The following is a 14,960-nucleotide window of genomic DNA, read 5'->3' on the forward strand; positions in this document are numbered from 1 at the left end:
TCGCGCACGGGCCGAGCGGTGTGAGCCGTTCTTCACATGGGAACATAGAGCTTGTGCGACGATGGGAAGCGCGCGAGGCGACGTCAACACTAGATGACAGATGTGTCAGATACGGACATGCGAGAAGGTGAGATGAGTCAAGTACAAGCACCGGCCCCGGCGGTCGACGTGAGCCGAGTCGACACGGAGAACTACCGCAGCATCTGGATGTATCTCAAGGAACTGGCGTTTCGGCAGGGGTTCACCGACATCGGAGTCAATGGAGTGTCCGTCCGAACCCGCTATGCCGAGGCGGGCGACCCGGACAAGCCGCACGCGATCCTGCTGCACGGCACCGGCGGTCATTGGGAGACGTTCGCGCCCAACCTCGCCGCACTCTCGCAGCACTTCCATTGCGTGGCGATCGACATGGTCGGCAACGGGTTCTCCGACAAGCCGGACTACGACTACGAGATCGCGGTGTACGTCGAACACGTGTTGGGGGTGATGGACCACTTCGGCATGGCGTCGGCCAACTTCATCGCGATGTCGCTGGGCGCGTTCGTGGCATCCGCGGTGTCCGTCGGCCACCCCGACCGGGTGGACAAGGTGATCCTGATGTCGCCGGCCGGACGGGAAGCCTCGGCGTCGAACATGGCGCGCATTCGCGCCGAACGAACCAAAGCGGTCAACGAGCCGACCTGGGAATCCCTGCACGCCGTGTTCGCCCACCTGATCGCCGACGAAGCCAATCGCCTCCCGGACCTCATCGGCCTGCGCCAGGCCGTCTATCGGCGCGAGGACACCCGCAACACCATCGACCGGCTGCTGATCCTGCAGGACGAGGAGGTGCGGCACCGCAACCTGATTCCCGACGACAAGTGGCGCGGGATCACCGCACCGGTGATGATCGTCGCCTCGGGCAAAGACCATGGGGTGTACCAGGACACCGCGCGCACGATCGCGGACCTGATCCCCAACTCAGAGGTGTTTGAAATGCCCTCGGTGCGGCACTGGCCGCACTTCGAGGATCCCGAGGCGTTCAACGCCGCGGCGATCGAGTTCCTCACGAGATGAGCAGACCGGCCGAGGACGAAATCTCGGACATAGCCCGGCGGCTGTACGAGGCCGAGCAGACCCGCACGCCGATCCGGCAGTTGTCACTCGAGTATTCCGATATGACCATCGACGACGCCTACGCGGTGCAGCGGGCACTCGTCGCGCTGAAGGTCGCCGACGGACGAGAAGTCAAGGGCCGCAAGATCGGCCTGACTTCGAAGGTGATGCAGCGGGCGGTGTCGATCGACGAACCGGATTACGGCGCGCTGTTCGACGACATGTTCATCGAGGACGGCGGCCGCATACCGGTCGGTCGCTATATCCGTCCACGCGTCGAGGTCGAGTTGGCGTTTGTACTGGGTGAGCAACTGTCCGGCCCGGGCGTCACGTTGTTCGACGTGTTGCGGGCCACCGAGTTCGTGACTCCTGCGCTCGAGATCCTCGACGCCAGGGTGCAGATGTCGGACCCCGAGACCGGCCATCTGCGGACCATCGTCGACACCATCGCCGACAACGCCGCGGATGCCGGCCTTGTCCTGGGCGGGCGGGTGTTCCGCCCATTGGACGCGGACCTGCGCTGGGTGGCGGCGCTGCTACTGCGCAACGGCACGATCGAGGAGTCTGGGGTGGCCGCCGCAGTGCTCAACCATCCCGGCAATGGCGTGGCCTGGCTCGCCAACCGGCTTGCTCCGCATGGGGTTTCACTGAAGCGCGGTGAGGTCATCCTGTCCGGATCGTTCACCAAGCCGGTGTTCGCCGAACCCGGGGACAGCTTCGTCGCGGACTACGGACCGCTGGGCACGGTGTCGGTGACGTTCGATGCGGAGGCTTCGTGACGAATCGGTGGACGCAGCGCATCAGCGACGGTGACGCGCGGATCGGCATGTGGGTGGCCTCGGGCAGTGGCTACGTCACCGAGATCTGTGCGGGGTCCGGGATCGACTGGCTGCTGCTGGATCAGGAGCACGCTCCCAACGATTTGCGCACCACGCTCGAGCAACTGCAGGTTCTCGCCGGCTACCCGGACGTCGACGTGCTGGTGCGCCCGCCATCGGGCGATCCCGTCGTCATCAAGCAACTGCTCGACATCGGGGCGCAGAACATCATCGTCCCGATGATCGACGGGCCCGACCATGCGGTCGCGGCGGTTGCGGCCACTCGGTATCCGCCCGAGGGCATCCGCGGCGTCGGCAGCGCGTTGGCCCGGGCATCGCGTTGGAACCGGATTTCTGACTATCTCGTCACCGCCGATGCGACGGTGTCGTTGACCGTTCAGGTGGAGAGTATGGCCGGTCTGGCTCTGCTCGGCGAGATCGCCGACGTCGATGGGGTGGACGCCGTCTTCATCGGTCCGGCCGACCTCGCAGCCTCGATGGGCAAACTCGGGCAACCGGAGCATCCAGACATCGTGCGCACCATAGAGACTGCATTGGCGACCATCGTGGAACACGGCAAACACGCCGGGGTGAATGCGTTCAGCGAACCGTTGGCACGCCGCTACATGACCGCCGGCGCGAGCTTCGTGCTCGTAGGAGCGGACGTGGCGCTGCTGGCCCGCGGTACCGAAGAACTGGCCGCGAGGTATCGCGATCAATGACCGACGCATTGTTTCTGACTATCGTGTCACCTAGAATTCGGGATCATGGACCTCGACTTCACGCGTGACCAACTCGAGTTCCGTGACCAGGTCCGTACGTGGCTCGACGAAAACAAGCCGGCCGAGCCGCGCCCGCGCGACGACGCGGGTATCCGCGAATACGACCTCGCTTGGCAGCGCACGCAGGCCGAGGGTGGCTGGGCCGGCATCGCCTGGCCCACCGAGTACGGCGGTAAAGGGCTGACGCTGCTGCAGCAGTTGATCTGGTATGAGGAGTACGCCGCGCGGGGGTTCCCCGGCATCGATGCCTGCTTTGTCGGTAACTCGCACGCCGGGCCGACCCTGATCACCCGAGCAACCGATGAGCAGAAGTCGTTCCACCTACCGAAAATCCTTGGCGGTGAGGTGATCTGGTGTCAGGGCTTCTCTGAGCCCGACGCCGGATCGGACCTGGCGGCGTTGCGTACCAAGGCGGTCATCGACGGCGAGCACCTGGTGGTGTCGGGGCAGAAGCTATGGACCAGCTTCGCCACCGTGGCCGACTTCCAGGAACTGCTGGTGCGCACCGACAACACCGGAAGCAAGCACAAAGGCATCACCTGGGTGATCTGCGACATGAGCACACCGGGCATCGACGTCCGCCCGATCGAGACCATCGAGGGCGGTTCGGAATTCTGCGAAGTGTTCTACGACGACGTCCGGATACCGCTCAGCAACGTGGTCGGCGAGGTGGGCGACGGCTGGTCGGTCGCGATGGCCACGCTGTCCTTCGAGCGCGGCACCGCGTTCACCGCCAACCAGGTCCGGCTGGCGAAGATCATTGAGGACCTCATCGACTACGCTCGCGACCACGTCGGCCCAGACGGCCGCCGCCCCGCCATCGCCGACGACGAGATCGCGCGGCGGCTGGCCCGGGCTCGCGCCTCGGTGGCGTCGTTGCGGGCGCTGACCTACACGAACATCTGCGAGGCGATGAAGACCGAGACGCCCGGCCCTCGTGGTTCGATCGTCAAGCTGATGTACGCCGAACTGGCCAAGGAGATCGGCAAGTTGGCCATGGACCTGCTCGGTCCGGCCTCGTTGCGGCATTCGTCGCGCTGGGACGTCGACGGCTGGGTCGGTTATTACTACTACAGCTTCTCCCAAGCCATCGGCGGTGGAACGTCGGAGATTCAGCGCAACATCGTCGGCGAACGGGTGCTGGGGCTGCCCCGATGAGCACCGTGAGGAGACGGCCATGAACCTGCTGCCCGGAGCTGAACAACTCGAAATCATTGCGGCTGCAGGTGAATTCCTGGCCGAACGGATGCCGGTCGAACGGATCCGCGCCAATCGCCTTGCGGAGGTGTCGATTCCCGAGTCGCAGTGGCGAGAATGCGCCGAGTTGGGCCTGCTCACACTCGGACTCGACGAGGAGTACGGCGGGTCAGGGCGGCCCTTGGACGACGAGGCGCTGCTGTTCGTCGAACTCGGCAAGCGCCTCGCGCCAGGTCCGTTCCTGGCATGTACGTTGGGCGCCCGGGTGGCGGCCCGGTGCGGCGACGACGCACTGGCGCAACGGATCGGTTCGGGCGCGGCGCCGGTGGCCCTCGCGGTGTTGCGCGGCGACGGTGACGTGCGCCCGGTGAAAGGCACTTTCGATCTGTTCGACCCGGCGGGTGCCTCGTACGCTCTGGTGGTGGCCCGTAGCGGTGCCACTCTGGTCGACATCGGTTCCTTCGGCCCGCTGGTATCCGTGAGCGCCGCAGACCCCGGTACCCGGATGTCCACCGCCACAGTCGAATCCGCCGAACCCCTGCACTGGCTGCCGGCCGACGACGACTGGATCTGGGGACGCGCCATGGTGCTCGCGGCGGGTTACCTCACCGGCTTGGCCGCGGCCGCGGCGGCGTCAGCAACCGAACACGCGAAGACCCGTGAGCAGTTCGGCAAGCCGATCGGCGTGCACCAAGCCATCAAGCACGCCTGCGTCAACATGGAGATCGCCGCCGAGGCCGCGCAGGCGCAGACGTTCTTCGCCGCGATCGCGGTGGCGGACGGCCGCGCCGACGCGCTGCTGCAGGTGCTGTCGGCTGTCACGGTGGCTGGGTCGGCGGCCGTCGACAATGCCGCCGCCGGCATCCACGTATTCGGCGGTATGGGTTACACATTCGAGAACGACATGCACCTCTATCTGAAGCGCGCGCATGTGTTTCGCCACTTGTTCGGGGAGCCCACCGATGTGCTGGCGGAGCTGCTGGCCCAGGACCGCGCCCAATGAGTGGCACGGTCGCCATCGCGGGCGTCGCCCTATCCGACGTCGGCCGGGTCGACGACAAAGGACCCTACGAGCTGATCGCGCAGGCCAGCAGGCGCGCTCTGGCTGATGCCGGTCTGACGCCCGACGATGTCGACGGGTTGGCCTCGACCGGGCAGGGCACCCTGCCCCCGGTCGACGTCGGCGAGTATCTCGGGCTGCGGCCACGCTGGATCGATTCCACGGCGGTCGGGGGCGCGTCGTGGGAGGTCATGGCCGCCCATGCGGCCGACGCCATCGCCGCCGGGCACGCCGACGTGGTGCTGCTGACCTACGGCTCGACCGCTCGCTCGGATCTCCGAAAAGGGTTGCGGGGAGCCAACATCAACTGGGGTGCTCGTGGACCGCTGCAGTGGGAAGCGCCGTACGGCCATACTCTGGTCTCCAAGTACGCGATGGCTGCGCGGCGACACATGTTCACCTACGGCACCACGATCGAGCAGCTGGCGGAGGTGGCAGTCTCCGCGCGGTTCAACGCGGCCGACAATCCCGAGGCCTACTACCGCGACTCGATCAGCATCGACGACGTGCTCGCCGGACCGATGATTGCCGACCCATTCACCAAGTTGCACTGCTGTATTCGCAGTGACGGTGGCGCCGCCGCCGTCCTCGTCAGCGCCGAGCGCGCGAAGGATCTTCGTAGCAAGCCGGTGTGGGTGCTCGGCTCGGGGGAGACCACTTCGCACATGCTGATGTCCCAGTGGGACGACCTCACGGTCGGCCCGGCCGCGGTCAGCGGGCCGCTGGCCTTCACCCGCGCCGGTGTCTCTCCATCCGACGTCGACGTCGCCGAGATCTACGACGCGTTCACCTACATGCTGCTGCTCACCCTCGAAGACCTGGGCTTCTGCCCGAAAGGGGAAGGTGGCGGATTTGTCGAGAAAGGCTCGTTGCGGTTGGGCGGCGAACTTCCCACCAACACCGATGGCGGCGGGCTGTCGGCGTGCCACCCGGGTCAGCGGGGGTTGTTCCTGCTGGTCGAAGCAGCCCGTCAGCTACGCGGCGAATGCGGACCGCGGCAGGTACCCGACGCCCGGATCGCCTGCGTCAGCGGCACGGGCGGCTGGTTCTGCTCCAGCGGCACAATGATTCTCGGCGCCGAGGAGCCGTAATTGAATCGCGCACCGCTGAGCGCCGACGTCGTCGACACCCGGGCGATGCTGGAGGCGGCGGCCGCCGTCCACGGGGATGTCGAGGCGTATGTCGAGCCTGGGGCGCGAATCACGTTCGCGGAGTGGATCGGCCGGGCCCGAAGCGTGGCCACCCAGTTCGCCGACCTCGGCGTCGGCAAGGGCGACGTGGTGACGCTGTGGCTGCCATCGGGCGTCGACTATGCGACGTGCTACGCCGCCGCAGCGATGATCGGTGCGATCACCACCGGACTGAACCCGCGGCTCGGTCGTAGAGAGACCGAATTGATTCTGCAGCAAGCGGATCCAGCGCTCATTGTCGCCGACGAGCATCTCGGTGCGCTACCCGACACCGGGCACCGGCTGCTGTCGCGGGATGCGCTGTGCAGCGACACGTCGCGATCGGCACCACCTGCCGTGGAGCTCAACCGTCGGGACCTGGTTGCGTTGATCTTCACCAGCGGAACGACCGGTACGCCGAAGGGCGCGGCCTTCGATGCCGACCGATTGGCTGCGGGTGCGGCAGCGTCAGGCGTGATGAGCGCGCCCTACGATAGGCGCCTCACGTCGACGCCGTTTTCGCATGCGGGCTACATGTTCAAGCTCTGGGATCAGTTGGTGTGGGGCAGCACGCTGGTGGTGCCACCGGCGCCGTGGTCGGCCCAGGGCATGTTCGACGTGCTCCGCGACGAGCGGGTGACCGTGGCGGGTGCAGTGCCGACCCAGTGGGCCAAGCTGCTCGATGTTGGTGGCGTGAGCCCGCAGGCGTTGCCGCACTTGCGGATTGGGGTGGTGGCCACCGCTCCGGCACCGCCGGAACTGGTCCGGCGGGTCGCGGAGGGTATCGGGGTTCCGCTGGTCGTGCGGTACGCGATGACCGAGTGTCCGACCATCTGCGGCACCGAACCGAACGATGCCCCCGAGATTCAGTTCCGCACCGTGGGGCAGCCCGCCGCGGGCATGGACGTAAGGATCGGAGCCGACGGCGTGGTCGAGGTGAGCGGCCCGTGTGTGATGCGGGGCTACTGGCGTAACCCGAAACTCACCGCCGAGGTGCTGCGCGACGGTTGGCTGCGTACCGGCGATGTCGGCACCCTCGACGCCGACGGCAACCTCACCCTCGTCGGGCGCAGCGGTGACATGTACATCCGCGGTGGCTACAACGTCCACCCCGGCGAGGTGGAGCGGGCGCTGTCCGATCATGCCGCCGTGAAACATGCTGCAGTCGTGGGCTGCTCGGCCCCGGTGATCGGAGAGATCGGCGTCGCGTGCGTCGTGCCTGCGGACGCCGCCAGGCCGCCGACGCTGGCCGAGTTGCGGACTTACGTGGCGGACGAACTGGCCGACTACAAGGCGCCCGATGAGCTCCTCATCGTAGACGAGCTGCCGTTGACACCCATGCTCAAGCCGGACCGACGTGCTTTGCGCGAGCTGATCGCGTTGCGCGATAGGGACATTGAACGTCGAGCCGTTTGACCTCATCGATATGGGGAGAGATCGTGACCCTGCGCGCTGCGGTCAGGCTCCGCAAGACTAATGCATTGACATTAATCTTGCGCGCTGCAATGCTGGCGTGGCGTGCGTCACAGCACGTCGTGACCAGACCTGCCAGCACACACCGTAGGAGCGAACATGCCGGAAGCCGCAGCGGCGTCGGACGCCCCGCTGGCCGGCCTCGTGGTGGTCGACCTCTCGACGACTCTGCCGGGAGCGCAGGCGACGCAGTTCCTTGCCGACTGCGGCGCCGAGGTGATCATGGTCGAGCCGCCGGACGGTAGTCCGCTGCGCCAGCTCGCGGGCTGGCCCGCCCTGCTCCGCGGCAAGCGCAGCGTGACGTTGGACCTGCATGACGACGCTGATCTGGAGCGGCTGCGTGCTCTGTTGCGCCGCGCCGATGTCATGGTGAACACGATGCGGCCGACCACGGCCGCGCGCGTCGGACTAACCGGCGAGGCGCTGTCGCACGCCTATCCACGACTCGTCGCAGCGACGATCACCGGCTGGGGGTCGACCGGGCCGTTCCGTGACTACAAGGGCTGGGAAGCCCTGGTGATGGCGAAGACCGGTGTCATGCACGAGAAGCGCGGATTGACGAGCAGGCCGGGACCGGCTTTCATCACGTTCTCCTACGCTTCGTGGGGAGCCGCGCACGCCGCTGTGCAGGGCGTGCTCGCCGCGCTCCTAGAGCGGGAGAGCAGCGGGCGCGGCCAAACCGTCGAAACCAACCTGGTCACCGGGATGGGTTCGATGGATCCGTACAACTGGTTCTACGAGATGGTGCTCGAACGGTATCCGGGCGCCTTCGAACCCATGGACGCCGCCTACGACGATCGGGGTCGGCCGCAGGCCTACCTCATCTACGCGCTGCTGGTGTGTCCGACGAAGGACGGTCGCTGGCTGCAATTCGCTCAGGTGTCGCCCAAGCTGATCGGCGCGTGGCTCACCGAACTGGACTTGCTGAAGGAGCTCGGCGACCCGAAGTGGCAGGGCTTTCCGATGCTGCCGACTCCGGAACTGCGTACCGAGTGGTGGGACATGATGATCGAGCGGGTGGGCGCCCGCACCCTCGCCGAATGGCAGCAGGCCATGACCGAGAACCTCGACCTGAGCGGGGAACTGTTCCGGAGTCCCGTGAACTCGCTCGACCACCCGCAGACCGCTCACGAAGGCCGCGCCGCCACCGTCATCGACCCTGACCTCGGACCGGTCCGCCAACCGTCGACCCTCATCCATGCCGGCGGCAAGCCACTGACCCAGCTTCGGCCGGCACCGCGCATCGGCGAGCACAACGACGTCGTGTCGTTCGCGGCCGCCGACGCCGATGGGGCCGGCGTGAGCTCCGACGACCCGCCGTTGAAGGGTGTGACGGTGCTGGAGTTCGGCAGCATGTTCGCCGGACCGTACGGCGCGACGCTGCTGACCGACCTGGGCGCCCGTGTGATCAAGGTCGAGCCGCTGGACGGCGACAACATTCGCAACTTGGTCGCATTTCCTGAGGCGGGCGGTGCAAAGGTGTTGCAGGGCAAGGAAAGTGTCGCGATCGACTTCACTAAGCCCGAAGGCCTTGAATTGGTGTACGAACTGGCCAAGCGGTCCGACATCGTGCTGCAGTGCTTCCGGGGCAAAGCTGCCGAGCGCGCGAAGATCGACGAGGCGTCACTCAAGGCGGTCAACCCGGATTTAGCGTTCGTGACGACCTCGGGTTACGGGGTCGACGGCCCGTTCGCGCACCGCGCGGCCTATGCGCCGTCGGTCGGTGCGGCATCCGGGCTCGCGCTGGTCGATAGCAACGACACGGGCGAGCCGGCCACCGACTTGGATGACCTGCACCGCAGGGCGGTTCGACTCCACGCGGGCGGGGCGGTTCCCGCCGTGCAATCCGACGGTATCGCCGCGCACGGTGTGGGTTCGGCGCTGCTCGTTGCGTTGTACGCCAAGCGTCGCGGCAAGACGCTGACGAACGTGGTGACGACCATGCTCGGGACCGTTCAGCAGGCAATGATCGCGTACAACGCGAGCTATGCATCCCGTCCCGCCGAGACGGCCGCCGACGAACAGTTCTTCGGTATGAATGCCCTGTACCGGATGTACCGCGCGGCAGACGGTTACGTCTTTCTCGCTGCGCCATTGCCGCGCGAATGGCCGGCGCTGACGAAGGCGATGTCGCCCTACGTCGACTTGCACGCCGATGAGCGCTTTGCCGATGCCGAATCTCGCGCGCAGCACGACGACGAGCTAATTGCTGCATTGACAACCGTTTTCGCCAGTAAGACCAAGCTGGAGTGGGAGCACGAACTGTCCGCCCAGGATGTCGGCTGCGTCGAGGTCGTGGAGGCCAATTCCGAATTGGTGCTGCAAACTGATCCGTATTACGAAGCCGGCTATGCCGTGGACGCCTACAGCCCGATCTTCGAAGAGCACCGCCGGCTCGCCCCGTTGTGCCGGTTCTCCCGCTCACGCACCCTGGCCGACGCGGGATGCACCATCGGGCAGCACACCGAGGCGGTGCTACGCGAAATCGGGCTGGACGACGCCACAATCGCCGACCTGAGGGCAACGGAGATCGTGGGCGGCGGCTGACCTTCCCGTCACCTTCTCGCGCGAGCAGACGCAAAATCTCCTTCGCCTCGGCGTGTCGCGGTAATTATGCGTCTGCTTGCGAGGAGGGGGGATCAGTGGTCGTCGGCGATCAGCGCCCGCGTTTCGTACGACACCGGCGCCGTCAGCATGCCGACCCAGGTGTCGACGTAATTGTGCAGCTGCGCTTCGCTGAGGCCATGGCCGGCGCGGGCGGCGGCGGCCAGCACGTTGACCAGGCTGATGTACAGCTGAAATGTCCGGCCACGCCGGATTCGCTCGGGCAGGTCCTGCAGCGCGGCGTCGACCAGTTCCTCCAGCTTCTCCTGCGTCCAATCGTCGTCGACGTGATCCGGCCAGTATTCGCTGCGAGCCCGCGGATCCTCGGCAAGCCGGGCCAGGAAGGGCGCGAACATCTCGCCCGCGGCGATGCTGTTGGCCAGTGGGCGCACCAGCAGCCACACCACCGCGCGGGGATCCGCCTCCTTGCCTTCCTCGCGCATGCTCGCGAGCATTTCCCGGCGATCAGACCCGAGTGACGCTTGGCGGTAGGAGATCAGCGCACGGATCAGACCGTCGCGGGAGCCGAAGTGATAGCGGATCACCGAGGTGTTGGACTGCCCGGCGGCTTGCTGAATCTCGCGCAGCGTGACGGCCTCGATACCCCGGGTGGCGAACAGCCGCTCTGCGACCTCCATCAACATCACGCGGGTCGATTCGCCCGAGGCATTTCGCCGGCGTGACCCAGCCGCCGATTCAGTGCTCGTCATGGACCTCCTCACGGGTCGCCTCAGTTTTACCGGTAGGGCAGCCTCAACAGAAATAATAATGCCGCTGCATTAGAAAGTCTGGACTTCCGGGCGTTCGGCTGGCATCATTCGGGTGAGCAATCGGACCGCGGAGGGCCAATGAGCATGATCTGGACGAATTCGGGTGACTCGCACTTCCTGGAACCCGACGACCTATGGCAGTCCCGGTTGCCGAAGGCGCTCGCCGACCTGACGCCGCACGCCGAGAAGGATCCCGACGGCGAGTACGAGACCGTCTCGGTCGACGGACAGATCTTTCGGCGCAAGCTGCCGTCGTCGGCGATGGAGGCCTTCATCGAGGAAAGCATGAAGCCGCAAGGCATCCGCGACGCCAAGGCACGGCTGGGGGACTTGGACAAAGAGGGTGTCTGGGGTGAGGTCATCTTCCCGTCGCTGGGCATGTGGGCGTCGACATTTCGCACCCCTGAACTACTCAAGGCATGCATGCGCGCCAGCAACGAGTGGGCGCTCGAGGAGATCTGCGCGGTGTCGCCGCGCTATGTGGTGACCGCCCAGGTGTCGACACTGATCGTCGAGGACGCCGTCGAGGAATTGCATTGGGCCGCAGGCGAAGGCTTCAAGGCGGTGTTCTTGCCGACCACGCCGCATCCGAGCGCCCCGGACTGGCATCGCAAGGAGTGGGAGCCGTTCTGGGCGGCGGCCGAAGAAGCCGGCATGGTGGTCGCGTTTCACATCGGCACCGATCCGGTCGACATGACCGTCGGTGGCGCGTCGGGCGGAGCGGGGATGGTGTACCGCGGGCCGGGCGGAGCGGTGATGAACTACGCCGAGACCACGTTCTCCGGACAGCGGGCGGCGATGAAGATGGTCGCCTCCGGCGCACTGGACCGCCACCCCGACCTTCGGGTGCTGATCTCCGAAGGCGGTGCCACCTGGGTGCCGTTCCTCGGTGACCGGATGGTCGAGGGCTACCGCCAACACCATATGGCGGTGCGGCCCAAGCTGACTCGTAGTCCCAAGGAAATCCTCTATACCCAGGTGTATGCGTCTTTCCAGCATGACGAGACCGCGGTCGCAGCCTACGAGCACATGGGCTACAAGAACGTGATGTTCGGCAGCGACTACCCGCACATGGAAGGCACTTTCGGCCACACCCAGGACACCCTGAAGGGGCTGTTCGACGGGGTGGGCGACGAGACCCGGCTGCGCATCACCCAGGGCACTTTCTACGAGCTGTTCCCCGATGTGCCGCCCATCCCAGCCGAAAAGTTCTGAGCGCGTGGCTAGTTCGTCCGGGCTGCGCGACGTCGCGGTCGTGGGTGTCGGCGCCACACCCTATTACAAACGCGGCGGATCATTGCCGAAGTCGATTACCGAGTTGGCCGGCGAGGCCATCCTGGCTGCGTGCGAGGATGCCGGCCTTCCCGTGACCGACGTCGACGGCTTCGCTTACTACTCGGGCGCCAGCGCGGGCTACACCGAGAAGATGGACACCGCCGACTTCGTGGAAACGCTTGGGATTCCGGAAGTTCGCTTTACCGCCGCACTGACCTCTGGCGGCGGTGGCTCGGCAGGCGCGATCGGGTTGGCCCGAGCCGCCATCGTCGCCGGCGATGCCTCGGTGGTCGTGACGGTGATGGCGCTGCAACAGTCCAAACAGCGCCTCGGATCGGTGTTTTCGGCGATCGAACCCGATCCGATCAACTCATTCCTGCAGCCGTCCGGGCTCTTCGGGCCCGGCCAGTTGATGTCGGTCATGGCTCGTCGACACATGCACCTGTATGGCACCCGTCGCGAAGCGTTCGCCGAGATCGCCCTCTCGACACGGGCTAACGCGACGAATCGGCCGAAGGCGATGCACCGCGAACCGCTGACGCTTGAGGACTATTTCAACGCTCGGATGATCGCAGAACCGTTGTGCCTCTACGACTTCTGCCAGGAGACAGACGGGGCGGTGGCCGTGATCACTACGAGCATGGATCGCGCCAAGGATCTGAAGCAGCCGCCGGTGCCGGTGGTCGCCGCCGCCCACGGTGGTGTGCGCGACTGGGGCCGGGCCTTCGCGTGGATGGGGATGCCCGACGAATACTTCGCCTCCTCGGGCAACGCGCCCATCGCCAAGCGGCTCTACCAGCAAGCCGGCATCAGCGCCGACGACATCGACGTCGCGCTGCTCTACGACCACTTCAGCCCGATGGTGTTGATGCAACTCGAGGACTACGGCTTCTGCGACAAGGGGGAGGGCGGCGCATTCGTTGAAAGCGGAGCGATTCGGTATGACGGCGGCTCGATCCCGGTCAACACCCACGGTGGTCAGCTCTCCGAGGCCTACATCATCGGCATGACCCACATCATGGAAGGGGTTGAGCAGATGCGCGGGACCGCCATCAACCAGGTCGCTGACGCCGAACTCGCTCTCGTCACCGGGGGGCCGGCGAGCCTGCCCGTGAGCGGGCTGATTCTGGGGCACGCCGCATGAGTACTGCAGCTGTCACCCTGGCCACCACGATCCCTGGCGAGCACGTGCGGATCGCCGTCAACAAAGACACTGAACCGTTCTGGCAGGCCGCTAAGGAGCGGCGGCTGGTGGCGCCACAGTGCGGCGATTGTCAGACCTTCCGCCTGCCACCGACACCGTTCTGCCCCAATTGCCAGTCCAAGAACGTGAATTGGGTCGATCTCAGCGGCGACGCGGTGGTCTACAGCTTCGCAGTCGTGCACGGGTTTCCCGGCATGCCGGATCTGGTGCTGGTGCCAGCGGTCCTTGACCTGCCGGACGCGCCCGGTGCGCGACTGGTCTCCAACATCGTCGACGTCGCACCCACCAACGTCACGATCGGAATGCCTGTCCGCGTTGACTTCTCACCTATTTCCGACGGCTGGCTGCTGCCCGTCTTCCGGGTCGCCCGTCGGGGCGAGGAGTAACGCCGTGTCCGACGACAGCGCCCTGCACGAGAAACCCCTCGAGTTCCTCACCAGCATCGCCAATACCGGCGGGTCCTGTGACGGCCAGGCGATCCTGCCCGTCAATGGTCACTTCCGGTGCACGTGCTCTTGCGGCGACTGGGACGTCGAAGTCGATGATCCGCAGGAAGGACTGCGGCAAGCAAGGATTCACACCGGCAGCGTTGCCGACTGAAACAAGAGGAGCCAAATCCGTGGGAAATCTGAACGGCAAAGTCGCCTTCATCACCGGAGCAGCGCGAGGCCAGGGTCGCGCGCATGCGGTCCGGCTCGCGGCGGACGGAGCGGACATCGTCGCGCTCGACATCTGCCGCGACATTGATACGATCGATTATCCCAACGCCAGCCCCGAGGACCTCGACGAGACGGCCCGACTCGTCGAGAAAGAGGGCAGACGCATCGTCGCCCGCCAGGCCGACGTCCGCGACGCCGACGCCGTCGAGCAGGTGGCGGCCGACGGACTGGCTGAGTTCGGCCGTCTCGACATCGTGATCGCGAACGCCGGCGTCATTCGACTGGGTCCTGGCGGGGATCGACGGCAGACCTTCCGCGACATCATCGACGTCAACCTGATCGGGGTGTGGAACACCGTGGAGGCCACCAATCGCGCACTGATCGACGGTGGTCGGGGCGGATCGATCGTGTTGACGTCGTCGAGTGCCGGACTGAAGGGCACCGGCACGGATCGGGCCGGGGGACAGGCCTACACTGCGGCCAAGCGCGGCCTGGTCGGCCTGATGCAGGTATGGGCGAACGAGTTCGCGCAGTACTCGATCCGCGTCAACACCATCCATCCGACCGGTGTTGCCACCGGAATGGTGATGAACGAGACCATGGGCAAGCTGCTGGAGGCTAACGACACCGCGGTCGCCGCGATGCAGAATGCGCTGCCCATCCAGATCCTGATGCCCGAGGACATCGCAAATGCGGTGGCGTTCCTGGTGTCCGAGGAGGCGAAGTTCATCACCGGTATCGCCTGGCCGCTCGACGCCGGCTTCGCCGTCCGCTGACAGTCCCGACGGGTGTCGAGGGCTATTGCGTTCGTCTCACGACATAGTTAACCTAGTTGGATGAGTCACCCTTGAACT

14 protein-coding genes are annotated in these 14,960 nt (G+C 66.0%); 13 read left to right on the forward strand and 1 reads right to left on the reverse strand.

Annotation, left to right across the window (positions count from 1 at the left end; genetic code table 11):
* The first annotated feature begins 132 nt into the window (after nt 1–132).
* The 8 genes from G6N50_RS21085 (at nt 133) to G6N50_RS21120 (ending at nt 10,141) form a co-directional block, all read left to right on the forward strand.
* The gene (locus G6N50_RS21085; protein WP_083094573.1) at nt 133–1,056 is read left to right on the forward strand and encodes an alpha/beta fold hydrolase; all 924 of its coding nucleotides are present in this window, start codon (nt 133–135) and stop codon (nt 1,054–1,056) included.
* Nucleotides 1,053–1,874, forward strand: a complete 822-nt coding sequence (gene hpaH / locus G6N50_RS21090; protein ID WP_083094459.1) for a 2-oxo-hept-4-ene-1,7-dioate hydratase — start codon at nt 1,053–1,055, stop codon at nt 1,872–1,874. The genes G6N50_RS21085 and hpaH overlap by 4 nt, the downstream gene beginning before the upstream one ends.
* Nucleotides 1,871–2,635 (forward strand): aldolase/citrate lyase family protein, encoded by a 765-nt coding sequence (locus G6N50_RS21095; RefSeq protein ID WP_269473837.1) that lies wholly within the window; start codon nt 1,871–1,873, stop codon nt 2,633–2,635. Before hpaH ends, G6N50_RS21095 begins: the two co-directional genes overlap by 4 nt.
* A gap of 45 nt (nt 2,636–2,680) precedes the next feature.
* Entirely contained in the window at nt 2,681–3,853 is a 1,173-nt protein-coding gene (locus G6N50_RS21100; protein ID WP_083094458.1) for an acyl-CoA dehydrogenase family protein, read from the forward strand.
* 19 nt (nt 3,854–3,872) lie between these two features.
* Nucleotides 3,873–4,895 (forward strand): acyl-CoA dehydrogenase family protein, encoded by a 1,023-nt coding sequence (locus G6N50_RS21105; RefSeq protein ID WP_083094457.1) that lies wholly within the window; start codon nt 3,873–3,875, stop codon nt 4,893–4,895.
* Entirely contained in the window at nt 4,892–6,043 is a 1,152-nt protein-coding gene (locus G6N50_RS21110; RefSeq protein ID WP_083094456.1) for an acetyl-CoA acetyltransferase, read from the forward strand. The genes G6N50_RS21105 and G6N50_RS21110 overlap by 4 nt, the downstream gene beginning before the upstream one ends.
* A complete protein-coding gene (locus G6N50_RS21115) occupies nt 6,044–7,537 on the forward strand; it encodes a class I adenylate-forming enzyme family protein (protein WP_179970044.1) in 1,494 nt (497 codons plus the stop codon).
* Nucleotides 7,538–7,693: 156 nt separating this feature from the next.
* Entirely contained in the window at nt 7,694–10,141 is a 2,448-nt protein-coding gene (locus tag G6N50_RS21120) for a CoA transferase (protein WP_083094455.1), read from the forward strand.
* A gap of 92 nt (nt 10,142–10,233) precedes the next feature.
* On the opposite strand, the gene G6N50_RS21125 is transcribed toward G6N50_RS21120, so the two are convergent.
* The gene (locus G6N50_RS21125) at nt 10,234–10,908 is read right to left on the reverse strand and encodes a TetR/AcrR family transcriptional regulator (protein WP_083094454.1); all 675 of its coding nucleotides are present in this window, start codon (nt 10,906–10,908) and stop codon (nt 10,234–10,236) included.
* Nucleotides 10,909–11,046: 138 nt separating this feature from the next.
* Here G6N50_RS21125 and G6N50_RS21130 point away from each other — a divergent pair, with 138 nt between their 5' ends.
* The 5 genes from G6N50_RS21130 to G6N50_RS21150 are packed head-to-tail and all read left to right on the forward strand — an operon-like array spanning nt 11,047 to nt 14,882.
* On the forward strand, nt 11,047–12,183 hold the full coding sequence (locus G6N50_RS21130; RefSeq protein WP_083094453.1) for an amidohydrolase family protein: 1,137 nt from the start codon (nt 11,047–11,049) through the stop codon (nt 12,181–12,183).
* A gap of 4 nt (nt 12,184–12,187) precedes the next feature.
* Nucleotides 12,188–13,387: a thiolase C-terminal domain-containing protein gene (locus G6N50_RS21135; protein WP_083094452.1), complete on the forward strand. Its 1,200-nt coding sequence runs from the start codon at nt 12,188–12,190 to the stop codon at nt 13,385–13,387.
* Nucleotides 13,384–13,833, forward strand: coding sequence for a Zn-ribbon domain-containing OB-fold protein (locus G6N50_RS21140; protein ID WP_083094451.1), 450 nt, complete (start codon nt 13,384–13,386; stop codon nt 13,831–13,833). The genes G6N50_RS21135 and G6N50_RS21140 overlap by 4 nt, the downstream gene beginning before the upstream one ends.
* A gap of 4 nt (nt 13,834–13,837) precedes the next feature.
* On the forward strand, nt 13,838–14,047 hold the full coding sequence (locus tag G6N50_RS21145) for a hypothetical protein (protein ID WP_083094450.1): 210 nt from the start codon (nt 13,838–13,840) through the stop codon (nt 14,045–14,047).
* A 19-nt stretch (nt 14,048–14,066) separates the two neighbouring features.
* Nucleotides 14,067–14,882 carry a mycofactocin-coupled SDR family oxidoreductase gene (locus G6N50_RS21150; protein WP_083094449.1) on the forward strand — a complete coding sequence of 272 codons (816 nt, stop codon included), beginning with the start codon at nt 14,067–14,069 and terminating at the stop codon, nt 14,880–14,882.
* Nucleotides 14,883–14,960: the final 78 nt, after the last annotated feature.

The organism is Mycobacterium mantenii (assembly GCF_010731775.1).
Classification (GTDB): Bacteria; Actinomycetota; Actinomycetes; order Mycobacteriales; family Mycobacteriaceae; genus Mycobacterium; species Mycobacterium mantenii.